The sequence below is a fragment of the Mycobacterium paraense genome (assembly GCF_002101815.1).
In the GTDB taxonomy this organism is placed as follows: domain Bacteria; phylum Actinomycetota; class Actinomycetes; order Mycobacteriales; family Mycobacteriaceae; genus Mycobacterium; species Mycobacterium paraense.
In genome coordinates this window covers 58,843-81,542 of sequence record NZ_LQPM01000001.1, presented here as the reverse complement: position 1 = coordinate 81,542, position 22,700 = coordinate 58,843, and the positions used below count along the sequence as shown (strand labels likewise).

Below are 22,700 nucleotides of genomic sequence, written 5' to 3'. Positions count from 1 at the left end.
TGATCGCGTTCAACAAACGGCTGTTGGTGGTGTGGCTGGTGCTGGCGTCGCTCACCCTGGGGTACCTGGTGATCGATCACTCGGTGGATGGGTCGTCCGGGCCGAGCGCGGTGGTCACGTCGAGCGTCATCGTGATCGCAGTCATCAAGGTGCGCATCATCTTTCGCGAGTTCATGGAAGTCAGGCAGGCGCCCGTCCTGCTGTGCCGGCTGACGGACGCCTGGGTGATATTGATCGCGGTGAGCCTGCTGGCGTGCTACTTCGCCGGGATGGCGGTCGGGTAGCTCGCAAATGTCCACGCGCTAGACGCGGCTGCGCGCGCTGTCGTCGAGATGTACGTCATTTGTAACGGTTGGATAACGCTTACCTCGCGACGTCTTTGGTGTTTTGTCCGCCTCAATAGCATTTGCCAATCGCGTGATACGCCGAAAGGCGGGTGGCACCATGGCGTTTCTGATCGCGGCACCGGCGCTGGTGGCGGCGGTCTCGGAGCTGGCCGGCATCGGTTCGACCCTCGGCGAAGCCAACGCGGTCGCCCTGGTGGGAACCACCGCACTGATGCCCGCCGCCGGTGACGAGGTGTCGGCGGCGATCGCGTCGCTGTTTTCCGGCTACGCGAAGGCCTACCAGTCGCTGGGCGCGCGGGCGGCGACCTTCCATCGGCAGTTCATCCAGGCGTTGAACGGCGCCGGGAATTCGTACGCGGCCGCCGAGGCGGCCAACGCCTCGCCGTTGCAGGCACTGGAGCAGGATGCGCTCGGCGTGATCAACGCGCCCACGAACGCGCTGCTGGGTCGTCCGCTGATCGGCAACGGCGCGGACGGGGCACCCGGAACGGGCCAAAACGGCGGTCCGGGAGGGCTTTTGGTCGGCGACGGCGGCAGGGGTGGGTCCGGCGCCGCCGGTCTGCCCGGCGGCCGGGGCGGCGACGCGGGCCTGTTCGGCAACGGCGGCTGGGGCGGCGCCGGCGGGCCCGGCACCGTCGGCGCCGCGGGCTCGCCGGGCGTCAACGGCGGCAGCGGAGGGGCGGGCGGTGCGGGCGGCCATGGTGGCCTCTTTTACGGCAGCGGCGGTGTCGGCGGCAACGGCGGAGACGGCGGCAGCGGAGCCGTCGGGGGGACCGGCGGCGCGGGCGGGCCCGGTGGGCAGGGTTCGGCGATGCTGGGCCACGCGGGGGCCAACGGCACCAAGGGGCACGACGGCACCAGCCTCGGCGGTGGCGGCGGCACGGGCGGGAGCTCGTCGGGCGTGTACTCGCCCTATGTCGACGTGACGCTCTATCCCGGGCCCAACGGATACGACTTCTCGTCCGCCGGCCACGCCGGAGTCAGGGACGCCACGCTCGCCTTCATCACCGCGGACCCGAACGGCCAACCGTCCTGGGGCGGCTACTCGGCGTACGACATCAACGGCGGCTCGCAGATCTCCTACATCAACAACCAGATCGCCAACATGCACACGGCCGGCATCAACGGGACCATCTCCTTCGGCGGCGAGGCGGGCACGGATCTGTCCGCGGTCAATGGTCAGACCCCCGCGGCGCTGGAGCAGGACTACCTGTCGGTGGTCAACACGTACAAGATCTACAACCTGGACTTCGACGTCGAAGGCGCGTTGCAGTCCAACGCCCCCGCGCTGACCACCCAGGCGAAGGCGATCGCCATGCTGCAGCAGCAGGAGGCCGCCAACGGCACGCCGGTGACCGTCTCCTACACGCTTCCGGTGCTGCCGACGGGTCTGGTCGCCGGGCAGGGCGGCGGGTTGAATGTGCTGCAGATCGCGGCCACCAACGGCGTGGACGTTTCCCGCGTCAACGTCATGGCCATGGACTACGGCAACGGCTTCGACCAGACCGGCAACCCCGGCGTGGGGGTGTATGCGATCGATGCCGCGACCGCCACCCATGGCCAGTTGATGACGCTCTACCCCTCGATGACCAGCCAGCAGGCGTGGCACATGCTGGGCGTGACGCCCCTGATCGGCATCAATGACGACCCGAGCGAGATCTTCAGCCTCGCCAATGCCCAGCAGCTGACCGCCTTCGCCCAGCAGAACAACATCGGCGAGCTGTCCATGTGGGAGCTGCCTCGCGACATCACCGGCACGTTGGGCGCCGTCGATGCCGTCGACGGCAGCGGAATCGCGCAGACCCCGTTCGAGTTCTCCGGGATCTTCGAGCAGATCGGTAGCGGGCCTTAGGCCACAGGGCGGCCGGGCGGCGGCGCCTGCGGTGTGAAGGTGAGGTGCAGTTCGCTGAGCCCGCGCAGGATGTACGTCGGCTCGTAGGTGTACCGGCGGTCGTCGGCCGGCCCGTGCTGGACCTCGTTGATCTTGATGTCGCCCATCCGGTCCAGGATGCGTTCGATGGAGACGCGGCCCTCCACCCGGGCGAGCGGCCCACCCGGGCACGAGTGCACGCCGCGCGCGAACGCCATGTGCTCGCGGACGTTCTTGCGGCGCAGGTCGAACTCGTGCGGGTTGTCGAACCGCCGCGGGTCCCGGTTGGCCGCGCCGGGCAACACCATGACCACGGTGCCGGCCGGGATGTCGACGCCGCCGATCGTGGCGGCCTTGCGGGCCAGGCGGGAGTCGCTTTTCACCGGGCTGTCCATCCGCAGCGATTCCTCGATGAACCCGGGGATGAGGCTGCGGTCATCGCGGAGCTGTTGCTGGATGTCGGGCCGCTCGCCGATCACCTGGAGCGCGGCGCTGAGCAGTTTGGCCGTGGTTTCCTGCCCGGCGGCGAAAAGGAAGGTGGCGGAACGGACTACGTCGATGACTTCGGGTGTGGACCCGTCCGGGTATTTCGCCATCGCCAGGGAGGTCAGCACGTCCTCGCGCGGTTGGGACCGCCTGTCCTCGATGTAGGCGCAGAACTTGTCGTCGAGCCATTCCAGCGGGTTGATGCCGACGCTCTCATGGTCGAGCGCGCCCACCCGCGCGTCGGGGCGGTCGGCGCCCAGCACCACGCGGAACTCCTTGTGGTCCTCCTCGGGGACGCCGAGCAGATCGGCAATCACCAAGGTGGCGAACGGCTTTGAGTATTCGCTGATGAACTCGCACTCGCCGTTGACCAGGAACTCGTCGAGCTGGCGGTCGGCGAGGCGCCACATGAACTCCTCGTTCTGCTTGAGCCGGCTCGGGGTGAGCAGCTTGGCCAGCACCGACCGGGCCTTGGTGTGGTCCGGCGGATCCATCGTCACCATGTGCTCGTTCATCGGGAAGTAGCTGCGGTGCTCGTCGATCTGGAGGCTGATGTCGTCGCCCTCGGGCTGGAAAGGCAGCGGGGGAAAGGGCCCGCCGAGCGCGACGATGTTCGAGAAGGTGTCGGGATCCTTATAGACCTCGGTGGCCTCTTCGTAGCCGGTGACCGCGACGACCCCGTGGTGCGGCAGTCGCAGCACCGGGTTCTGGCTGCGCAGGTAGTCGAAGTAGGGGTGGGGATCGGGCACCAGCGATTGATCGGTGAAGAAGTCGATCGTGTCGAAGTTGCTCATGTCGTGCGTGCCTCCAAGAGCGGCTCTCGGCCGAATGATGGGTCGGCGGCGAGACGCGGCGCCGCCCGAGTCAGGTGTCCATATCCATGAAGTGCTGAGCACTTGCTTAGCATGGCGGTATTGTCACGGTCAAGATCGCCGCGCATGGGAGGCGGGACGATCTGGCTACGATCAGGCATGGTCGACACTGGGACGTCGCGAGTGCGTCGAGAGTATGGAGTCAAGGCATGACACCTGCTTCCGTGGCCCGCAGGATCGGGGCGCCGGACGCGAAGAACCGCGGCCTGCTGCTCGACGCGGCCGAGCAGCTGATGCTCGAGGAGGGCTATGCCGCCGTCACCTCGCGTCGGCTCGCCAGCCGGGCCGGGCTGAAACCCCAACTGGTGCACTACTACTTCCGCACCATGGACGAGCTCTTCCTCGAGGTGTTCCGCCGCCGCGCCGATGAAGGGCTGCAGGCGCAGGCGCGGGCGCTGCAAAGCCCCCAACCGCTCTGGGCCTTGTGGAGATTCGGCACCGATCCCGGCTTCACCCGAATCTCGATGGAGTTCATGGCCTTGGCCAACCATCGCAAGGAGATGCGAGCCGAGATCGCGTACTACGCGGAACGCTTCCGCGAGGAGCAACGCCGGGTGGTGGCCGCCGCGCTGCAGCGTTACGGCGCCGAGAGCGAGGACGTCCCGCCGGTGGTGTGGACGGTCCTGATGACCAGCCTGTCGCGGTTCCTGGTTCTCGAGCAGGCGGTCGGCATATCCGGCGGGCACGCCGAAACCTTGGAGCTGGTCGAGACCTATCTGCGCCGGCTGGAAGGCGAACCGCGGCCCGTGGCCGGGGTACCGCCCACCTGGGTGGTTCACCAGGTGCGCAGCGAACAGAGCGCGCCCTTGGGTCCAAGCTTGGACACCACGACCTTGCCGTCGACCGACAGGTCGCATTGAATGCCGCCCTGCGCCAAGGGTTCACGACCGGTGGTGGCGGTGACCATCGCCCACTGGTCGGGATTTAACAGTTGCACCGGCTGAGACCACGCCTTACCGGGGCCGACGTCGGCGTGCACCTGCGGGGTAAAGCTGTACGGGTTGTGGCTGTAGTCGGAGAAGACCGTCGGGTCCTGGTCCTGGTAGAAGATGTCGACGTAGGCCGGGCTGGTGGCCGTGACGATATAGACGACTTGGTGCCAGACGGGGTCGGCCTGTGCCCGGCCGGTGTTCACCAGCAGGCCGGTCAGCGCCATCAAGATCGCCGCGCCAACGCCCAACAGTCTCTCCGCGGTGCTGGTCATGTCGCTCCTTCGGCTGCCGGGCGCGGACTGGCGGTGCGGTTCATCACCCGCTCTGCGGCCTGCCAGTGGGCGTCGGCAACCCACAGCCGTGCAAAGGATGCTATCGCTTCATCAGCGGAAACGCCGCTGATTACCCGCTTTATCTCGGCCGCCGGATGGCGCGCCAGCGACGTGGCGACCGACCGCCACCCCTCGTCGAACGCGGCCCGCGGAAACACGAGGTCTATCAGCCCAATCCGCTCGGCCTCCGCGGCGTCCAGCGCGGTCCCCGTGCCCGCCAAGAGCAATGCCTTGCTCTTGCCGACGATCGCGGCCAGGCGTTCGGCGCCGCCCCAGGCCGGCATGATCTCCAGCGTCACCTGATTGAAGGCGATCTTGATGTCGTCGGCGGCCACCCGAATGTCGGCGGCGACGGCGAATTCGGCGCCGCCACCGAAAGCGTGGCCGTTCAGGGCGGCGATGACCGGCGCCGGAAACGCCGCCAGCTGATCGCAGATCGACCGCATCCGCCTGGCCATGGCCGCCGCGTCCTCTTCGGTGCGCAGCGCGCTCAGTTCCTTGAGGTCACCGCCCGAGACGAAGGCCCGATCGCCCGCGCCCTTGACGACCAGGGCCCGCGCGCCCGCCGCAGCGTCGATCGCCTTCTCCAGCTGCTCCATGGTGTCCAGCGCGATGGCGTTGCGTGCGTGGGGGCGGTCGATGGTGAGTACCGCCAGCCCGCCTTCGAGAAGAGGGCTGTACTCGAGGTCCACCATGCGTTATCGCTCCAGGGAAAAGCCGCGAAATACCGATATTGGCATTCTCTTTCGGGGAGAATAACATCATCGCAGCAGGTCCCAGAAGTTCGTCACGGAGGATCGAGGTCGCCAGTGCCTAACCGAATCGTGGCGGCAGCGGCCGCGGTGCTTGCCGTGGCCGGCCTCGGTGCATGCAGCCCAAAGCCGCAAAGCCCCATCTCCAGCACCGCGTCGGTGACGGTCAACGGAAACGACGCCAACATCCATGTGGTCAAGTGCAGCCAGTTGGAGTGGTACCGGACGATCGACATCGGCGGCGATTTCGCCGGGGCCAAGGTCGTGATCGATCAGCGAGCCGAGCCGCTGAGCGCCGAATCGGTCCGCATCCAGAATCTGGGCGGATTCACCGGCATGTACTCGGCACACGACGGTGGCAACGCGGACATGAGCCTGAGCGGCGACAAGTTCACCATCACCGGCACCGCCAACGGCTACAAGACCGACAACCCGGGCGAACCGGCTTCCGCGACGTTCAAAATCATCGCGACCTGCTGACTCTCCGGGGCCAAGCCCTGCGAGGTGGGGCCCCGTTGCGGTCGCGTGCCCGTAGAGAATAGTATTCTCGTAAATTGCGAAGGAGGATTTCATGGGCCAGTTGTCGCACCGGGAGGACGTCCCGTTTCCGATCTTTGACGCGGATAACCATCTCTACGAGCCGCCGGAGGCGCTGACCAAGTTCCTGCCCAAGGAGTACAAGGACTTCGTCCAGTACGTGCAGATCAACGGGCGGACGAAGATCGCGATCCGCGGACACATCAGCAACTACATTCCCAACCCGACGTTCGAGGTCGTCGCCCGGCCGGGCGCCTGGGAGGAGTACTTCAAGTACGGCAACCCGGATGGCAAGAGCAAGCGCGAGCTGTTCGGCGAGCCGATGCGCGCGATCCCGGCGTTCTTCGAGCCCGGCCCCCGGCTGGAGAAGATGAACGAGCTCGGTCTGGACCGCACCCTGATGTTCCCGACGCTGGCCAGCCTGCTCGAGGAGCGGCTGCGCGACGACCCGGTCGCCATCCACGTGCTGATCCACGCGCTGAACGAATGGCTCCATGAGGTCTGGGGCTTCAACTACCAGAACCGGATCTTCACCACCCCGGTCATCACCTTGCCGATCGTCGAGAAGGCGATCGAGGAGCTGGAGTGGGCGGTCAAGCGCGGCGCGCGCTGCATCCTGGTCCGCCCGGCCCCCGTCCCCGGCTTCCGCGGCCCGCGGTCGTTCGCCGTGCCCGAGTTCGACCCGTTCTGGGAGCGGGTCGTCGAGCACGACGTGCTGGTCGGCATGCACTCGTCCGACAGCGGCTACTCCCGCTACACCTCCGAGTGGGACGGCGCCGAGCAGGAGATGCTGCCGTTCCAGACCAACGCGATGGGCATCCTCAACGAGTGGCGGCCGATCCAGGACGCGGTGGGCTCGTGGGTGATCCACGGCGCCCTCTACCGCCACCCGAAGCTGAAGGTGGCGATCGTCGAGGCCGGCTCGAAGTGGATGACCCCGTTGCTGGACGGGCTGGCCGAGGTCTTCCGGAAGGCCCCGGAGGTCTTCCCGAGCGACCCCGTCGAGATGGTCAAGAGCCGCATCCACGTCAGCCCGTTCTTCGAGGACGGCATCGACGATCTGGTCAACCTCGTCGGCGTGGACCGGGTGCTGTACGGCTCGGACTGGCCGCACCCCGAAGGGTTGGCTGAGCCGACCTTCTACGTCAACGCGCTGTCGCACCTTCCCGTCGACGACCAGGCAAAGATCATGGGCGGCAACCTCGGTCGGCTCGTCACGGTGTGACGGCCACCCAGCCCGGGCGGTGACGATGCAGAGCGCGCAGCGCGATGAGGAGGAGCCGCCCAATCGGGTGTGGCGGACCATCCCCGAGATGGTCTTGAGCGCGGCGGACCGGTTCGGCGACGCGGAAGCGGTCGTCGACGGTCCGCTGCGCTTGACATTCGCGCAGGTCGTCGAGCGGATTCGTTGTGCCGCGGGAGCTTTCGCGGACGCCGGTGTCGACAAGGGCGATCGAATCGCGATCTGGGCACCGAACTCGGCCGAGTGGATCATTGCCGCCTTCGGACTGCTCACCGCGGGCGGCGTGCTGGTGCCGGTGAACACCCGGTTCAAGACCGAGGAGGCGGGCGACGTCATCGCGCGGAGCGGCGCGAAGGCCGTGCTGGTGCAGAAGGGGTTTCTGGACCAGGACTACGTCGCGCCGTCCGGGATACCGGTCATCGACCTGAAGTCCGAGTTCCTTTCCAGCGGTTCACCGTTCGAGCGGGCGGTCGACGGCACCGACATCGCGGACATCATCTTCACCTCGGGCACGACGGGCCGCCCGAAGGGCGCGATGATGAACCACGCGCAAACGCTGCGCATGTACGAGGAGTGGGCGACGCTCGCGGACCTGCGCAAGGGTGACCGGTACCTGCAGATCAACCCCTACTTCCACACGTTCGGCCTGAAGGCCGGGCTCATCACGTCCTTCCTGCGCGGCGCGACGATGCTGCCCGTGGCGGTGTTCGACGTCGACGCGGCGGTGAATCTCATTGAGCGCGAAGGCATCACGATGCTGCCCGGGCCTCCGACGCTGTACCACTCGCTGCTGACCGTCCGCGACAAGGCCAAGCTGTCGACCTTGCGGGCGGGCGTGACCGGCGCCGCCGACATTCCCGTCGAACTGGTCCGCCGCATCCACAGCGAATTGCCGTTCCAGACGTTGATGACCGGATACGGCCTCACCGAGGCCGGCAACGTGACCCTGTCCCGGCCCGGTGACTCCTTCGAGGACGTGGCCACCACCGCGGGCCTGCCCTGTGAGGGGGTCGAGGTGCGCATCGCCGACGACGGCGAGGTGCTGGTCCGCGGCTACGGCATCATGCAGGGCTACCTCGACGATCCCGCCGCCACGGCCGACGCGATCGACGCCGACGGCTGGCTGCACACCGGCGACCTGGGCAACCTGGACGACGCGGGCCGGCTGCGCATCGTCGGGCGCAAGAAGGACATGTTCATCGTCGGCGGGTTCAACGCGTACCCCGCCGAGATCGAGGGCTTCCTGATGCACCACCCGGCCGTGGCGCAGGCGGCGGTCATCGGTGTTCCCGACGAGCGGCTCGGACAGGTGGGCAAGGCGTTCGTCGTCGCCAAAGATGCTGTCACCGCTGAGGAATTGATCGGCTGGTGTCGCGAACGCATGGCCGGCTTCAAGGTGCCGCGCTCGGTGCAGTTCCTGGACGTGCTGCCCCTCAACGCCACCGGCAAGGTGGTCAAGGACCTGCTTCGTTAGGCGTGCTGGCACTGCCGTATGCCCGATAAGAGAATCGCGTTTCCACAGCTTGTTATGCGTTTGTAGAGCGAGGGCGCGGCGGAATGAGCGGAGCGCTCAGGAGAAGGTGATAACGTGGCTCTCCTGGTCGTCAGGGCATTCGCGGCGGAAAGAAGATCGGCGCAAGTGCTCGCGCGCCGGCGCGTGGCCCGAGTAGGGTTGCCCCACGGCGACGGCCGGAAGCAGACTTGCCACGACGGCAAGCGGTAGAGGAGTTTGGCATTGAGTCACGAACAGCCTTGTTCTCGGGCTGGTGAGCGGTGAGTGGGGGCACCCGCCCGAATGCCGCTGAAAAATCGGTTCCGGTGAACGAGGACGAAACCCCAAGCACTGCCGCCGAAATCCGGGCGCTGGCCGAACAGGCCGAGGCTGAAGCCGATGAAGCGGAGGCCCTCGCCGCCGCCGCGCGCGCCCGGGCCCGGGCCATTCAGTTGCGCCGCGAGGCCAAACTCGCCGAAGCCAAGCAACAAGCCGAAGAGAAAGCCGTCGCGGACGTCCCGGCGGAGGCCGAGCCGGACGCGACGGTAGCGGTCGGGACCGAGGAGCCCGCCGCCACGGCCGAGGCGGAAGCCGAGGACACCGAGGCTGCCGAGGGCGCCGAGGACGCGGAGGACGCGGAAGCCGTCGAGACCGACGAGCCGGCAGCGAAGGCGGAGGGCGATGCGGAGCAGCCGGCGCGCCGCCGGAGCCGCCTGCCCGGACGACTTCGCCGCCCCAAGTGGTCCACCCTCGCCGCCAGCCTGGCGGTCCTGGTCATCCTCGGCGCGCTGGCGGGCAGCGGCTACATGATCAAAGAGCATCACGACGCCGTCCAGCGGCGCCAGCGTGCGGCCGAATTCGTCGCCGCCGCACGCCAGGGCGTCGTGACGCTGACCTCGCTGGACTTCAACAACGCCAAGCAGGGGGTGCAGCGCATCCTCGAAAACTCCACCGGCTCGTTCAAGGACGACTTCCTGAAGATGGCCGACGATTTCACCAAGGTGGTGGAGCAGTCGAAGGTGGTTTCGCAAGGCAGCGTGCAGGCCGCGGCGGTGGAACTGGACTCGATGACCAGGGATTCGGCGGTGGTGCTGGTTGCCTCCACCTCTGAGGTCACGAATGCGGCTGGCGCCAAGCAGGATCCGCGCAACTACCGGCTGATCGTGACGGTCGCACGCGACGGGGGCCAGCTGAAGATATCGAAAGTCGAGTTCGTGCCGTGACCGCAGACAAGACATCGGGTCAAAAGACCGCCGCGGTCGAAGAGACCGCGGAGGTCGACGAAACAGTCGACGCCGAAAAGTCGGCCGACGTCGGCGACGCCGAAGACATCGACGCCTTCGAGGGCGCCGCCACCACCGGCGACGACGAGAAGCCGGGGCGAGTGAAGCGTTTTGCAGCCCAGGCGAAAAAACTGGCGTCGGGACGAGTTCTCACCATCGCGCTGGCGGTACTCGTGGTCGTGTCGCTGGCCCTGTTGGGCTGGCAGTACTGGTTTTTCTACCGGCCCGACCGGGCGACCGACGCGAGCGCCGCCAAGGCGGCGATCTCGGCCGCCAGCGAGGGAACGGTGGCGGTGCTGTCGTATTCCCCCGACACCCTCGACCGTGACTTTTCTTCCGCGAAGTCGCATTTGACCGGCGACTTCCTGTCCTACTACGACCAGTTCACCCAGCAGATCGTCGCCCCGGCCGCCAAGCAGAAGGCGGTGAAGACCACCGCGGTGGTCCTGCGGTCCGCGGTCTCCGAGCTGCATCCCGACTCGGCCGTGGTGCTGTTGTTCGTCAACCAGAGCACGCAGAGCAAGGACCGGCCGGAGCCGACGTTCACGAACAGCAGCGTGACGGTCACGTTGACGAAAGCTAATGGCAGATGGCTGATTTCGTCGTTCAACCCGGTATAGGGCCGTCGCGTTGACCACCGGCGATATCCACTCGATGGTGATCGCGTCGGATTATCGCGTCCCTGACCCCACCCGGGTGTGGCCGCTGCTCGAGCGCAACAAGGCCGCGCTCGCCGACATCGGTGCCCACCACGTGCTGGTGTACACCTCCACCCACGACTACGGTCGCGTGCTCGTGATGATCGGCGTGCACAGCCGCGAACCCATCGTGGAATTGCTGCGCTCGCGGGTCTTCTTCGACTGGTTCGACGAGGCCGGCGTCGAGGACATCCCCGCCGTCTTCGCCGGCGAGATCGTCGACAGGTTCATCCCGCAACCGCCGGCGGCGCCGGGGGCGCCGGGCGTGGTGGTCTGCGCGATCGCCTCCGTCGACGACGTGGCGACCCTGACCGCGGGGGTTCGCTCCGCGATGGAGCGGTTCACCGCCGCCGGCATCCGAAAGACCTGGGTTTTTCAGGCTTTCGACGACGAGCACGAGGTCCTGATACTGCAGGAATTTCCCGACGAGGACGGCGCGCGGCAGTGGATCGAACACCCGGACGCCGCGGCGCAATGGATGTCGGGGGCCGGCATCGGGGCCTACCCCCCGCTGTTCGTCGGGCAGTTCTTCGACATGATGCGCATCGAGGCGGACTAAGCGCCCGATGTTCGTGTGCCTGTGCAACGGCGTGACCAGCCAGACGGTCGCCGAGGCCGTCGAGGCCGGTGCGTCGACGACCAAGGATGTGGCGCAGGCATGCGGGGCGGGCGCCGATTGCGGCCGCTGCCGGCGCACCGTTCAGGCGCTACTGCGATCGTCGGCCCCGGACCGAACGGCGCGGCCGACCTAGCGGCGTGCGCTGCCCTCCGGTGACATGGATCCGACGAGCTCGCCGAGCAGGCGGGGGATCTCCAGCCGTGGCAAGACGACCTCGACGAACACCATCCGGTCACGGTGCTCGGCGGCCGCGGTGAACGCGTCGTCGAGCTCGCCGTAGGTCTGCGCCCGAAACGCCAAGTGGTCGGCAACCCCCAGCGCCCGGGGGATCTCGGTCCACTTCCAGCTCACAATGTCGTTGTAGGGGGCCGTTTCTCCGTGAATCGCCCGCTCGACGGTGTAGCCGTCGTTGTTGACGACGACGATGACGGGGGACAGCCCCTCGCGCGAGAAGATTCCGAGCTCCTGCACGGTCAGTTGCGCGGCCCCGTCGCCGATCAGCAACACCGTCCTGCGCTCCGGATGCGCCACCGCGGCGCCGACCGCCGCGGGCAACGTGTAACCGATTGAGCCCCACAGCGGTTGACCGATGAACGTGACGCCCTGTGGCAGCCGGTGATCCGCCATGCCGTAGAACGAGGTGCCCTGATCGGCCAGCACGACGTTGCCCGGCGTGAGCGCCTCGCAAAGCCGGTCCCACACCAGCTGCTGCGTCAGCGGCACGTCGCGCGCCGGGGCCGGCGGCGGTGGCTCGGGCGGCGGCGACGCCACCGGCGGCGACGTGATCCCGCGCCGAACCAGGATGGCGGCCAGCGCCTCCAGCGCGGCGCCCATCTCCAGCGGCGCGAAAACCTGGCCCGCGACGGTGCTTTGGTACTGCCCGACGTCGATGGTGCGCGCCGGGTCGATCCGCTGGCTGAAAAACCCGCTGACCATGTCGGTGAACACCACCCCCGCCGTCACCAGCACCGGCGCCTCCTCGATGGCGGTGCGCACCCGTTCGGCGCTGGCCGAACCGGCGTAAATGCCAAGGAAATTCGGGGAGCTCTCGTCGAGCAGACTCTTCCCCCACATCAACGTGGCATGCGGGACCACGTCGGCCGACAGCAAAGCCTCGAGCTCTTTGACGGCTTGCAGGCGGTGCACCAGCAGGTCGGCGAGCACCGTCAGCTGGTGGCCGCCGATCAGTTCGGCGGCCGCCTCGGTGAACAGCGACAGCGCGCGGGGGCTGGTGCCGCCGGTGTAGCGGGGCAGCGGTGCGTCGGGCGGTTCGGTGGGGAAGCGCGCCACGTCGGTGGACAGCAGGATGTAGCCCGGTCGCTTCTGTTCGCGCACCTCCGACAGCACCCGGTCGATCTCCCTGCATGCCGTCGCCGGCATGAGATTGGCCTGGGCGCAGGTAATTTCGCGGCTGATGCGGAAGAAGTGCTCGAAGTCGCCGTCACCGAGCGAATGGTGCAGCGCCCGCCGGGCGCCCTGCGCGTCCTTCGAGGGACCGCCCACAATGTGCACCACCGGCACGTGTTCGGCGTAGCTGCCCGCGATCGCGTTAGCCGCCGAGAGCTCACCGACACCGAATGTCGTTACCACGGCCGACATTCCGCGTAGCCGCCCGTACCCGTCGGCGGCGTACCCGGCGTTGAGTTCGTTGGCGCTGCCCACCCACCGAATGGTCGGGTGCGCGACGATGTGGTCCAGGAATGCCAGGTTGTAGTCGCCGGGCACGCCGAAGATCTCGGAGACGCCGAGCTCGGCGAGGCGGTCCAACAGGTAGTCACCCACGGTGTAGAGGGGATCAGTCACGAAGACGACGGTACCCCTGGTTCAAACGCCTACCGGCCGGACTCCGATTGGCCTATCGTGCGGGCCATGGCAATCAAAGAATCCCGCGAGATCGTCATCGAAGCCAGCCCCGAGGAGATTCTGGACGTCATCGCAGACTTCGAAGCGATGCCCGAATGGTCGGGACCGCACCAGAGCGCCGAGGTGCTCGAGACCGGCGGCGACGGCCGGCCCAGCCAGGTGAAGATGAAGGTCAAAACGGCGGGCATCACCGACGAGCAGGTGGTGGCCTATACGTGGAGCGGCAACGAGGTGAGCTGGACGCTGGTGAGTTCGGCCCAGCAGAAGTCGCAGGACGGCAAGTACATCCTGGTGCCCAAGGGTGACGACCGGACGCTGGTCAAGTTCGAGGTGACCGTGGACCCCAACGTCCCGCTGCCCGGCTTCGTGCTCAAGCGCGCGGTCAAGGGCACCATGGACTCCGCCACCCAGGAGCTGCGCAAGCGCGTGCTCCAGGTCAAGAAGGGCGAGTAGCCGCCCGTGGCCGGCGGACCTTTGGCCGGGGTGCGGGTGATCGAACTCGGCGGCATCGGCCCGGGGCCGCACGCCGGAATGATGCTCGCCGACCTGGGCGCCGACGTGGTGCGGGTGCGCCGGCCCGGCGGCCTCACGATGCCGCCCGAGGACCGCGACCTGCTGCACCGCGGGAAGCGGATCGTCGACCTGGACGTCAAGGCCCAGCCCCAGGCGCTGCTCGAGTTGGCCGGCAAGGCCGACGTGCTGCTCGACTGCTTCCGGCCGGGCACCTGCGAGCGGCTCGGCATCGGTCCCGAGGACTGTGCCGCGGTCAATCCGCGGCTGATCTTCGCGCGGATCACGGGCTGGGGGCAGCAGGGCCCGGTGGCCCAGACGGCGGGCCACGACATCAACTATCTGTCGCAGACCGGCGCGCTGTCCGCGCTGGGCTACCGGGATCGGCCGCCGATGCCGCCGCTGAACCTGGTCGCCGACTTCGGCGGCGGCTCGATGCTGGTGCTGCTGGGCATCGCCGTCGCGCTCTACGAGCGGGAACGCTCGGGCAAGGGCCAGGTCGTCGACGCGGCGATGGTGGACGGCGTCAGCCTGCTCGCCCAGATGATGTGGACGATGAAGGCCACCGGCTCGCTGCGTGACGAGCGCGAATCGTTTCTGCTCGACGGCGGCGCTCCGTTCTACCGCTGCTACGAGACCTCCGACGGCAAGTACATGGCGGTCGGCGCCATCGAGCCGCAATTCTTCGCGGCGCTGCTGACCGGGCTCGGCTTGTCGCCCGACGAGGTGCCCGGCCAGCTCGACATCGGTTCGTACCCAAGGATGTACGACGTCTTCGCCGAGCGGTTCGCCGGCCGCACCCGCGACGAGTGGACAAAGATCTTCGCGGGCACCGACGCGTGCGTCACCCCGGTGTTGACGTGGAGCGAAGCCGCCACCGACGACCATTTGAACGCGCGGTCGACGGTGATCACCGCCCACGGCGTCGAGCAGGCCGCGCCCGCGCCGCGGTTCTCCCGAACGCCGGCCGGCCCGGTCGGGGCGCCGCCGGCGGCAACCACACCGCTCACCGAAATCGGCTGGTAAGTAGAGATTTCGGCGAACACTGTCCGCGCGTTGGGCGGTGGGGTTAAGTTGATCTCAGTGGCCGTAAAAGCATCTCGGGAATTTGTCGTAGACGCGCCGCCAGAAGTGGTCATGGAGGCGCTGACAGATGTCGGCGTCCTGTCGTCGTGGTCGCCGCTGCACAAGCACATCGAGGTGATCGACCGTTATCCCGACGGTCGGCCCCACCACGTCAAGACCAAGATCAAGATTCTCGGGATCGTCGACAAAGAGATCCTGGAGTATCACTGGGGCCCCGACTGGGTTGTCTACGACGTCAAAGGGACCGCCCAGCAGCATGGCCAACACATCGAGTACAACCTCAAGCCCGAGGGCCTCGACAAGACGCGCGTGCGTTTCGATATCACCGTCGAGCCGGCCGGACCCATTCCGGCGTTCGTCGTCAAGCGGGCCACCGAGAAGGTTCTCGACGCCTCGGTGAAGGGGCTGAGCGACCTCGTCATGGGTGGCGGGGCCCTCGACAAGCCGACCTAGTTGTCGCAGTGGCCGTACAAGCATCGTCGGAAATCGTGATCGACGCGCCCCCGAGCGTCATCATGGACGCGCTCGCCGACATGGACACCGTGCCGTCGTGGTCTGCGGTGCACAAGAAGGTCGAAGTGATCGACTCCTATCCCGACGGGCGGCCCTGCCACGTCAAGGTGACGATCAGGGTGATGGGCATCTTCGACACCCAGTTCCTGGAGTACCACTGGGGGCCGGACTGGATGGTGTGGGACGCCGCCAAGACCATCCACCAACACGGCCAGCACGGGGAGTACAACCTGACCCGCGAGAGCGACGACAAGACGCGCGTGCGGTTCGGCATCACGGTCGAGCCGTCGGCGCCGCTGCCCGAGTTCGTGATCAACCGGGCCCGCAAGAAGATCCTGCACGCCGCGCTGGAGGGGCTGCGCAAGCGGGTGATGGAGGGCTAGCTGACGGCGTTATGCCCGCAGCGCGGCCAGGCGCCGGATCGCCTCGTCGAGGGTGTCGTCGCGTTTGCAGAAGGTGAAGCGCACCAGGTGATTCCACACGTCCGCGTGCGGTGCCGCCGGATCGCAGAACGCCGACATCGGGATGGCCGCCACGCCGACCTTCTCCGGCAGCGCCGCGCAGAACGCGGTGCTGTCGTGGTACCCGAGCGGGCGCGGGTCGGCGCACAGGAAGTAGGTGCCGTCGCTGTCGTGCACCGCGAAGCCGATATCGGTCAGCCCGGCGGCCAGCCGATCCCGCCTGGCCTGCAACGAGCGGCGCAGCCCGGCGACCCAGGCGTCCTCGGTGTCCAGCGCCAGCGCCACCGCGGGCTGGAACGGCGCGCCGCCGACGTAGCTCAGGTACTGCTTGGCCGCACGCACGCCGGCGATCAGTTGCGCTGGCCCGCAAGCCCATCCGATCTTCCAGCCGGTGCAATTGAACATCTTGGCCGCGCTGGAGATGGTGATCGTGCGCTCGGCCATGCCGTCGAAGCCGGCCAGCGGCAGATGCTTCCTGCTGTTCGGGCCGTCAAACACCAGGTGCTCGTACACCTCGTCGGTGATCACCAAAAGGTCGGCCGCCACCGCGATCTCCGCGATGGCACCAAGATCCGCCGCGCTCAACACGGTGCCGGTCGGGTTGTGTGGGGAGTTGACGATCAGCGCGCGGGTCCGGGGCGTCACCGCGCGCCGCAGGGCGTCGGCGTCCAGGGCGAAGCCGCGCCCGTCGGGGACGAGCGGCACCGCGACCCGCTGCGCGCCGGCCATCGCGACCACCGGCGAGTAGGAGTCGTAGAAGGGTTCGATGAGGACCACCTCGGAGCCCGGCTCGACCAGACCGAGCACCGCCGCGGCGATGGCCTCGGTGGCGCCGACCGTCACCAGTACTTCGGTGTCGGGGTCGTACTCGACACCGAAATGCCGCCGGCGGTGCGCGGCGATGGCCTGGCGCAGCGGCGCGATGCCGATCCCCGGCGGGTACTGGTTGGCCCCCGCGGCGATCGCGTCCTGCGCGGCCCGTAGCAGCGCCGGGGGTCCGTCCTCGTCGGGAAAGCCCTGGCCGAGGTTCACCGCGCCGATCCGCGCGGCCAGCGCCGACATCTCCGCGAACACCGTGGTCGCGTACGGCCGCAGCCGCGACACCGTCATGGGGGTCGAGCTTAGGACGCCCCGCGCGCCCCGAGTGTGAAGGTCGCCGCGCATTCGGCGGCGAGCGTGCGGCCGGCCGCACATTGGGGCCAGTGACCAGCACCATTACTCCCAACCAACAGGTTGGTTTAGGGTGTAATCCGGATCCGAACCCCCATTTGTGAAGAGGAAGCCGACATGTCCGAAGAAGCCTTCGTCTACGAGGCCATCCGCACCCCGCGCGGCAAGCAGAAGAACGGGTCGTTGACCGAGGTCAAGCCGCTGAACCTGGTCGTCGGGCTGATCGAGGAGCTGCGCAAGCGCAACCCCGACCTGGACGAGAACCTGATCAGCGACGTCATCCTGGGCTGCGTTTCGCCGGTCGGTGACCAGGGCGGCGACATCGCCCGCACCGCGGTGATCGCGGCCGGCATGCCCGACACCGTCGGCGGCGTGCAGCTCAACCGCTTCTGCGCCTCGGGCCTGGAGGCCGTGAACACCGCCGCCCAGAAGGTGCGCTCCGGCTGGGACGACATGGTGCTCGCCGGCGGCGTGGAGTCGATGAGCCGCGTACCGATGGGCTCCGACGGCGGCGCGATGATGGCCGACCCCGCCACCTCCTACGACGCGTACATCGTCCCGCAGGGCATCGGCGCGGACCTGATCGCCACCATCGAGGGCTTCTCCCGCGACGACGTCGACGCCTACGCGCTGCGCAGCCAGGAGCTCGCGGCCGCGGCGTGGTCGGGCGGCTACTTCGCCAAGTCGGTGGTTCCGGTCCGCGACCAGAACGGCCTGCTCATCCTCGACCACGACGAGCACATGCGCCCCGAGACCACGATGGAGGGCCTGGCCAAGCTGAAGCCCGCCTTCGAGGGTCTGGCCGCGATGGCCGGCTTCGACGATGTGGCGCTGCAGAAGTACCACTGGGTCGAGAAGATCAACCACGTCCACACCGGCGGCAACAGCTCGGGCATCGTGGACGGCGCCGCGCTGGTCATGATCGGCTCCGAGGCCGCCGGCAAGTCGCAGGGCCTGACGCCGCGCGCCCGCATCGTCGCCACCGCCACCACCGGCTCGGACCCGACGATCATGCTGACCGGCCCGACGCCGGCCACCCAGAAGGCGCTCGACCGGGCGGGCCTGACCGTCGACGACATCGACCTGTTCGAGCTGAACGAGGCGTTCGCGTCGGTCGTTCTGAAGTTCCAGAAGGACCTGAACATCCCCGACGAGAAGCTCAACGTCAACGGCGGCGCCATCGCGATGGGCCACCCGCTGGGCGCCACCGGCGCGATGATCCTGGGCACGATGGTCGACGAGCTGGAGCGCCGCAACGCCCGTCGCGCGCTGATCACGTTGTGCATCGGCGGCGGCATGGGCGTCGCGACAATCATTGAGAGGGTTTAAGCGCATGGCAGAGAACACGATTCAGTGGGACAAGGATGCCGACGGCATCGTCACCCTGACCCTGGACGACCCGACCGGGTCGGCCAACGTCATGAACGAGCACTACAAGGAGTCCATGCACAAGGCCGTCGAACGCCTTGTCGCCGAGAAGGATTCGATCACCGGCGTGGTGATCACCAGCGGCAAGAAGACCTTCTTCGCCGGTGGTGACCTGAAGCACATGATCAACGCGGGCCCGGAGAACGCCGGCGAGGTCTTCGCCGAGGTCGAGGACATCAAGCGCGACCTGCGCGCGCTGGAGACCCTGGGCAAGCCGGTGGTGGCCGCCATCAACGGCGCGGCGCTGGGCGGTGGGCTGGAGATCGCGCTGGCCTGTCACCACCGCATCGTCGCCGACGTCAAGGGCGTCCAGATCGGGCTGCCCGAGGTCACGCTGGGCCTGCTGCCCGGCGGCGGCGGCGTTACCCGCACGGTGCGGATGCTGGGCATCCAGAACGCCTTCGTCAACGTGCTGAGCCAGGGCACCCGCTTCAAGCCCGCCGCGGCCAAGGACAACGGCCTGGTCGACGAAATCGTTTCCAGCGTCGACGAACTCGTTCCCGCCGCCAAGGCGTGGATCAAGGCCAACCCCGAGGCCCACACCCAGCCGTGGGACGTCAAGGGCTACAAGATCCCCGGCGGAACCCCGAGCAGCCCGGCTCTGGCCGCGATCCTGCCGTCGTTCCCGTCGCTGCTGCGCAAGCAGCTGAAGGGCGCGCCGATGCCGGCGCCGCGGGCCATCCTCGCGGCGGCCGTCGAGGGCACCCAGGTGGACTTCGAGACCGCCACCCGCATCGAGAGCCGCTACTTCACCGAACTGGTCACCGGCCAGGTCGCCAAGAACATGATCCAGGCGTTCTTCTTCGACCTGCAGACCATCAACGGCGGCGGCTCGCGGCCCGAGGGCATCGGCAAGACCCCGATCAACAAGATCGGTGTGCTCGGCGCGGGCATGATGGGCGCCGGCATCGCCTACGTCTCGGCCAAGGCCGGCTACGACGTGGTGCTCAAGGACGTCAGCCTCGAGGCCGCGCAGAAGGGCAAGGGCTACTCCGAGAAGCTGGAGGCCAAGGCGCTGGAGCGGGGCAAGACGACCAAGGAGCGCTCCGACGCGCTGCTGGCCCGCATCACCCCGACGGCCGACGCCGCCGACCTCAAGGGCGTCGACTTCGTGATCGAGGCGGTGTTCGAGAACCAGGACCTCAAGCACAAGGTGTTCCAGGAGATCGAGGACGTCGTCGAGCCCAACGCGGTGCTGGGGTCGAACACCTCGACGCTGCCGATCACCGGTCTGGCGACCGGGGTGAAGCGGCAGGAGGACTTCATCGGGATCCACTTCTTCTCGCCGGTCGACAAGATGCCGCTGGTCGAAATTATCAAGGGCGAGAAGACCTCTGACGAGGCGCTGGCCCGCGTGTTCGACTACACGCTCGCCATCGGCAAGACCCCGATTGTCGTCAACGACAGCCGCGGCTTCTTCACCAGCCGCGTCATCGGCACGTTCGTCAACGAGGCGCTGGCGATGCTGGGCGAGGGCGTCGAGCCGGCCAGCGTCGAGCACGCCGGCTCGCAGGCCGGCTACCCCGCGCCGCCGCTGCAGCTGTCCGACGAGCTCAACCTGGAGCTGATGCACAAGATCGCCGTCGCCACCCGCAAGGGTGTCGAGGACGCCGGCGCCACCTACGAGCCGCACCCGGCCGAGGCCGTCGTCGAGAAGATGATCGAGCTCGGCCGCTCCGGGCGGCTCAAGGGCGCCGGCTTCTACGAGTACCCCGAGGGCAAGCGGGCCGGCTTGTGGCCGGGCCTGCGCGAGACGTTCAAGTCGGGCTCGTCGCAGCCGCCGCTGCAGGACATGATCGACCGGATGCTGTTCGCCGAGGCGCTGGAAACGCAGAAGTGCCTCGACGAGGGCGTGTTGACGTCGACCGCCGACGCCAACATCGGATCCATCATGGGCATCGGCTTCCCGCCGTGGACCGGTGGGAGCGCGCAGTTCATCGTCGGCTACTCGGGCCCGCTGGGCACCGGCAAGGAGGCGTTCGTCGCGCGGGCTCGTGAGCTTGCCGCCAAGTACGGCGACCGCTTCAACCCGCCTGCCTCGCTGACCTAGTTCCGCCGAGCGGACGTAAAAGCCCCCGAAACGCTATGTTTTCGGGGCTTTTGCGTCTGTTCGCGCTCCTATAGTGCGGCGGCGATCCGGCGCCACTGCTCGCGGGGGAATTCCGTCGGGTCGGCGGTCAGGACCTGGACGCAGACATGGTCGGCGCCGGCCGCGCGATGCTCGGCGACCCTGCGCAGGACGGCCTCTTCGTCGCCCCACGCGATGATCGCATCGACGAGCCGATCGCTCACCTGCGACAGATCTTCTTCCGAAAACCCGCTGCGCAGTAGGTTGTTGGCGTAGTTGGGCAGCGCCAGATATCCCCTGAGGAAGTCACGCCCGATGCGGCGCGCCTCGCCGGCCTCCTCGGTGAGGACCACGCCTTGCTCCGGGAGCAGCAACGGCCCCTCACCCAAAACCGAACGGGCAGAGGCGGTGTGGTCCGGCGTGACCAGGTAGGGGTGGGCGCCGCGGGCGCGCGTCGCCGACAGGGCGAGCATCTTCGGGCCCAGCGCGGCGAGGACCCGCGCTTCGGCCGGCACCGGTCGGGGCGCCGCATCCAACCCGTCCAGAAACGCCGCCGTGGCCGCCAATGGTTTGCGGTATCGCCCGGGCTCGTTGGCGTCGACCAGCGGAGCGTGGCTGACCCCGATGCCCAGCAGGAAACGGTCGCCGTGCTCGTCGGTCAGGGCCGCATAGGAGTCGGCGACGTCGGCGGGCGAGTGCATCCAGAGGTTCAGGATCCCCGTCGCGATCGTCGTCCGCGTGGTGGCCCCGAGCAGCCGCCCCACCGCGTCGAAGACCGGGCCGCCCACGTCAGGGATCCACAGCGCCGTGAACCCCAGCTCGTCCAATTCCGCTGCGGCGTCGGCGACTTCGGCCGCGTCGCCATAGCGCAGCTGGCTGCTCCAGATCCCGATCCCGGTCAGTTCCATGGGCGCTCCTGTCTGTCGGGTTCAAGGTCGCTGTAGTCGGGCACCGGCATCGAGTCGTACATCCGCACGCCCTTGGTGTTGAGCCTCGCCAGCGCCCGGGACAGCGAGCCCGGCATCAACGAGACTAGCTGTAGCCCCCTGGTCAGCGCCCAGACGCCGGCACGGGAGCCGGGGATGATGGTCCGGGCGGCCCCGCGCGCAAAGGCGCGGCTGAGGTGCACGGGCTCGCGCATCTGCAGTTCGTAGGCGGCGAACGCGCGCAGGTGGTCCCCGTCCGCCCGGGCGAGTTCGCCGGCCAGCACGTAGGCACCCAGGACGGCCAGGCTGGTGCTGCCGCCGACCGCGGGACCGGGGCAGTAGCCGGCGTCACCGACGAGGGTCACCCGCCGCCGCGACCAGATGTTCATGCTCAGTTGGCTGATCGCGTCGAAGTAGAACGCCGGCGTCCGGTCGATCTCCTCCAGCCAACCGTCCACCCGAGGATGCATGCCCGCGTACGCACCGCGCAGTAGTTCCTTCTGCCGCAACGAGTCTCGGTGGTCGTAGTCGAGTTCAGATTCGCTGCGGAACATGAACACCAGCCGCGCGTCGTCCAGGTGGTCCGCGGTGTAGATCGCCGCGAGCCGGCCGACCCCGAGGTGGCCGACCATCTCGTTGGGAGTGGCCAGCGACTTGGGGGCGGACACCACCGCCAGGTAGCCGCCGAGGAACCGGGTCAGGCTGTCCTCTTCGCCGAAAGTCAGGCGCCGGACGTTGGAGTGCAGCCCGTCGGCGCCGACGATGACGTCGAAGCTACGCGCGGGGGAGCGCTCGAACGTCACGTCGCCGTCGTGGTCGATCGCCGTGACGGAGTCGCCGAAGAGGTAGTCGACGTCGTCGCGGGTGGCGTCGTAGTAGATCTCGCTGAGGTCGTCGCGCATGATCTCGACGTGGCGATCCGATGCGACGCCGACGAGCTTGGTGAGGTCGACCTCGGTGGCTCGCGGCCGGCCCTCCCGATACATGGTCATGCGATCGGTTCCGGTGGCGAGCGCCTCGATTTGTGACAGCACGCCCATCTTCTCCGAGATCTCCATTGCCGGACGGAACAGGTCGACGGCGTGGCCGCCGGTCTTGCGCAGCGTCGGCGCGCGCTCGACGACGGTGACGTCGAAGCCATGCCTGGTCAGCCAGTAAGCCAGCACCGGCCCGGCGATGCTGGCACCGGAGATGAGGACCCGCATGGGCGTC

General features: G+C 68.0%; 23 protein-coding genes. 16 read left to right on the top strand and 7 right to left on the bottom strand.

The features are described 5' to 3' along the window. Positions 1-2: 2 nt before the first annotated feature. Complete coding sequence (locus AWB89_RS00415) at positions 3-284, top strand: cytochrome C oxidase subunit IV family protein (RefSeq protein WP_085171128.1); 282 nt, start codon at positions 3-5, stop codon at positions 282-284. Positions 285-444: 160 nt separating this feature from the next. After that, positions 445-2,199, top strand: a complete 1,755-nt coding sequence (locus AWB89_RS00410) for a PE domain-containing protein (protein ID WP_085171110.1) — start codon at positions 445-447, stop codon at positions 2,197-2,199. Here AWB89_RS00410 and AWB89_RS00405 read toward each other — a convergent pair. Further along, entirely contained in the window at positions 2,196-3,497 is a 1,302-nt protein-coding gene (locus AWB89_RS00405) for a cytochrome P450 (RefSeq protein WP_085171109.1), read from the bottom strand. The two genes, AWB89_RS00410 and AWB89_RS00405, sit on opposite strands and share 4 nt — an antisense overlap. 227 nt (positions 3,498-3,724) lie before the next feature. On the opposite strand from AWB89_RS00405, the gene AWB89_RS00400 reads away from it, so the two are divergent. Continuing rightward, on the top strand, positions 3,725-4,435 hold the full coding sequence (locus AWB89_RS00400) for a TetR/AcrR family transcriptional regulator (protein ID WP_085171108.1): 711 nt from the start codon (positions 3,725-3,727) through the stop codon (positions 4,433-4,435). Here the strand turns inward: AWB89_RS00400 and AWB89_RS00395 are convergent. Together AWB89_RS00395 and AWB89_RS00390 are read right to left on the bottom strand one after the other, a co-directional pair. Further along, the gene (locus AWB89_RS00395; protein ID WP_085171107.1) at positions 4,351-4,779 is read right to left on the bottom strand and encodes a hypothetical protein; all 429 of its coding nucleotides are present in this window, start codon (positions 4,777-4,779) and stop codon (positions 4,351-4,353) included. The two genes, AWB89_RS00400 and AWB89_RS00395, sit on opposite strands and share 85 nt — an antisense overlap. Beyond that, positions 4,776-5,534, bottom strand: a complete 759-nt coding sequence (locus AWB89_RS00390; RefSeq protein ID WP_085093322.1) for an enoyl-CoA hydratase/isomerase family protein — start codon at positions 5,532-5,534, stop codon at positions 4,776-4,778. The genes AWB89_RS00395 and AWB89_RS00390 overlap by 4 nt, the downstream gene beginning before the upstream one ends. A gap of 114 nt (positions 5,535-5,648) precedes the next feature. Here AWB89_RS00390 and AWB89_RS00385 point away from each other — a divergent pair, with 114 nt between their 5' ends. The 7 genes from AWB89_RS00385 (at position 5,649) to AWB89_RS00355 (ending at position 11,596) form a co-directional block, all read left to right on the top strand. Continuing rightward, the gene (locus AWB89_RS00385; protein WP_085093324.1) at positions 5,649-6,071 is read left to right on the top strand and encodes a lipoprotein LpqH; all 423 of its coding nucleotides are present in this window, start codon (positions 5,649-5,651) and stop codon (positions 6,069-6,071) included. Between the two features lie 91 nt (positions 6,072-6,162). Then, positions 6,163-7,353 (top strand): amidohydrolase family protein, encoded by a 1,191-nt coding sequence (locus tag AWB89_RS00380; RefSeq protein WP_085093326.1) that lies wholly within the window; start codon positions 6,163-6,165, stop codon positions 7,351-7,353. Between the two features lie 25 nt (positions 7,354-7,378). Further along, positions 7,379-8,845: a FadD3 family acyl-CoA ligase gene (locus AWB89_RS00375; protein WP_085171127.1), complete on the top strand. Its 1,467-nt coding sequence runs from the start codon at positions 7,379-7,381 to the stop codon at positions 8,843-8,845. 344 nt (positions 8,846-9,189) lie between these two features. Next, a complete protein-coding gene (locus AWB89_RS00370) occupies positions 9,190-10,086 on the top strand; it encodes a hypothetical protein (protein ID WP_241520390.1) in 897 nt (298 codons plus the stop codon). Further along, positions 10,083-10,766: a twin-arginine translocation pathway signal gene (locus AWB89_RS00365; RefSeq protein ID WP_142282385.1), complete on the top strand. Its 684-nt coding sequence runs from the start codon at positions 10,083-10,085 to the stop codon at positions 10,764-10,766. The genes AWB89_RS00370 and AWB89_RS00365 overlap by 4 nt, the downstream gene beginning before the upstream one ends. Positions 10,767-10,776: 10 nt before the next feature. Next, a complete protein-coding gene (locus AWB89_RS00360; protein WP_142282384.1) occupies positions 10,777-11,403 on the top strand; it encodes a fatty-acid--CoA ligase in 627 nt (208 codons plus the stop codon). 7 nt (positions 11,404-11,410) lie between these two features. Beyond that, the gene (locus AWB89_RS00355) at positions 11,411-11,596 is read left to right on the top strand and encodes a (2Fe-2S)-binding protein (protein WP_085093330.1); all 186 of its coding nucleotides are present in this window, start codon (positions 11,411-11,413) and stop codon (positions 11,594-11,596) included. Here the strand turns inward: AWB89_RS00355 and AWB89_RS00350 are convergent. Then, a complete protein-coding gene (locus AWB89_RS00350) occupies positions 11,593-13,266 on the bottom strand; it encodes an alpha-keto acid decarboxylase family protein (protein ID WP_085171105.1) in 1,674 nt (557 codons plus the stop codon). The genes AWB89_RS00355 and AWB89_RS00350 overlap by 4 nt on opposite strands. Positions 13,267-13,332: 66 nt before the next feature. On the opposite strand from AWB89_RS00350, the gene AWB89_RS00345 reads away from it, so the two are divergent. From AWB89_RS00345 to AWB89_RS00330, 4 genes are read left to right on the top strand one after another with little or no spacing between them, the layout of a single operon-like run. Beyond that, positions 13,333-13,779, top strand: coding sequence for an SRPBCC family protein (locus AWB89_RS00345; RefSeq protein ID WP_085093333.1), 447 nt, complete (start codon positions 13,333-13,335; stop codon positions 13,777-13,779). Positions 13,780-13,785: 6 nt separating this feature from the next. Continuing rightward, a complete protein-coding gene (locus AWB89_RS00340; RefSeq protein WP_085171104.1) occupies positions 13,786-14,862 on the top strand; it encodes a CaiB/BaiF CoA transferase family protein in 1,077 nt (358 codons plus the stop codon). Positions 14,863-14,919: 57 nt separating this feature from the next. After that, positions 14,920-15,375: an SRPBCC family protein gene (locus tag AWB89_RS00335; RefSeq protein WP_085093337.1), complete on the top strand. Its 456-nt coding sequence runs from the start codon at positions 14,920-14,922 to the stop codon at positions 15,373-15,375. Between the two features lie 8 nt (positions 15,376-15,383). Then, positions 15,384-15,818: an SRPBCC family protein gene (locus AWB89_RS00330; RefSeq protein ID WP_085093339.1), complete on the top strand. Its 435-nt coding sequence runs from the start codon at positions 15,384-15,386 to the stop codon at positions 15,816-15,818. 9 nt (positions 15,819-15,827) lie between these two features. On the opposite strand, the gene AWB89_RS00325 is transcribed toward AWB89_RS00330, so the two are convergent. Continuing rightward, entirely contained in the window at positions 15,828-17,006 is a 1,179-nt protein-coding gene (locus tag AWB89_RS00325) for a pyridoxal phosphate-dependent aminotransferase (protein WP_085171103.1), read from the bottom strand. A gap of 177 nt (positions 17,007-17,183) precedes the next feature. Here AWB89_RS00325 and AWB89_RS00320 point away from each other — a divergent pair, with 177 nt between their 5' ends. Beyond that, on the top strand, positions 17,184-18,395 hold the full coding sequence (locus AWB89_RS00320; protein WP_085171102.1) for an acetyl-CoA C-acetyltransferase: 1,212 nt from the start codon (positions 17,184-17,186) through the stop codon (positions 18,393-18,395). A 4-nt stretch (positions 18,396-18,399) separates the two neighbouring features. Continuing rightward, a complete protein-coding gene (locus AWB89_RS00315) occupies positions 18,400-20,544 on the top strand; it encodes a 3-hydroxyacyl-CoA dehydrogenase NAD-binding domain-containing protein (RefSeq protein ID WP_085171101.1) in 2,145 nt (714 codons plus the stop codon). A gap of 68 nt (positions 20,545-20,612) precedes the next feature. Here the strand turns inward: AWB89_RS00315 and AWB89_RS00310 are convergent, their stop codons facing one another. Both AWB89_RS00310 and AWB89_RS00305 read right to left on the bottom strand, forming a co-directional pair. Then, a complete protein-coding gene (locus AWB89_RS00310; RefSeq protein ID WP_085171100.1) occupies positions 20,613-21,470 on the bottom strand; it encodes an LLM class F420-dependent oxidoreductase in 858 nt (285 codons plus the stop codon). After that, a complete protein-coding gene (locus tag AWB89_RS00305; protein ID WP_085171099.1) occupies positions 21,461-22,693 on the bottom strand; it encodes an FAD-dependent monooxygenase in 1,233 nt (410 codons plus the stop codon). The genes AWB89_RS00310 and AWB89_RS00305 overlap by 10 nt, the downstream gene beginning before the upstream one ends. Positions 22,694-22,700 lie beyond the last annotated feature (7 nt).

What these genes read in the sequence shown, in the direction of transcription:
- AWB89_RS00410 (WP_085171110.1), top strand. Translation starts at nt 445, where the DNA reads ATGGCGTTTCTGATCGCGGCACCGGCGCTGGTGGCGGCGGTCTCGGAG.
- AWB89_RS00405 (WP_085171109.1), bottom strand. Translation starts at nt 3,497, where the DNA reads ATGAGCAACTTCGACACGATCGACTTCTTCACCGATCAATCGCTGGTG.
- AWB89_RS00400 (WP_085171108.1), top strand. Translation starts at nt 3,725, where the DNA reads ATGACACCTGCTTCCGTGGCCCGCAGGATCGGGGCGCCGGACGCGAAG.
- AWB89_RS00395 (WP_085171107.1), bottom strand. Translation starts at nt 4,779, where the DNA reads ATGACCAGCACCGCGGAGAGACTGTTGGGCGTTGGCGCGGCGATCTTG.
- AWB89_RS00390 (WP_085093322.1), bottom strand. Translation starts at nt 5,534, where the DNA reads ATGGTGGACCTCGAGTACAGCCCTCTTCTCGAAGGCGGGCTGGCGGTA.
- AWB89_RS00380 (WP_085093326.1), top strand. Translation starts at nt 6,163, where the DNA reads ATGGGCCAGTTGTCGCACCGGGAGGACGTCCCGTTTCCGATCTTTGAC.
- AWB89_RS00375 (WP_085171127.1), top strand. Translation starts at nt 7,379, where the DNA reads ATGCAGAGCGCGCAGCGCGATGAGGAGGAGCCGCCCAATCGGGTGTGG.
- AWB89_RS00355 (WP_085093330.1), top strand. Translation starts at nt 11,411, where the DNA reads ATGTTCGTGTGCCTGTGCAACGGCGTGACCAGCCAGACGGTCGCCGAG.
- AWB89_RS00345 (WP_085093333.1), top strand. Translation starts at nt 13,333, where the DNA reads ATGGCAATCAAAGAATCCCGCGAGATCGTCATCGAAGCCAGCCCCGAG.
- AWB89_RS00325 (WP_085171103.1), bottom strand. Translation starts at nt 17,006, where the DNA reads ATGACGGTGTCGCGGCTGCGGCCGTACGCGACCACGGTGTTCGCGGAG.
- AWB89_RS00320 (WP_085171102.1), top strand. Translation starts at nt 17,184, where the DNA reads ATGTCCGAAGAAGCCTTCGTCTACGAGGCCATCCGCACCCCGCGCGGC.
- AWB89_RS00315 (WP_085171101.1), top strand. Translation starts at nt 18,400, where the DNA reads ATGGCAGAGAACACGATTCAGTGGGACAAGGATGCCGACGGCATCGTC.
- AWB89_RS00310 (WP_085171100.1), bottom strand. Translation starts at nt 21,470, where the DNA reads ATGGAACTGACCGGGATCGGGATCTGGAGCAGCCAGCTGCGCTATGGC.
- AWB89_RS00305 (WP_085171099.1), bottom strand. Translation starts at nt 22,693, where the DNA reads ATGCGGGTCCTCATCTCCGGTGCCAGCATCGCCGGGCCGGTGCTGGCT.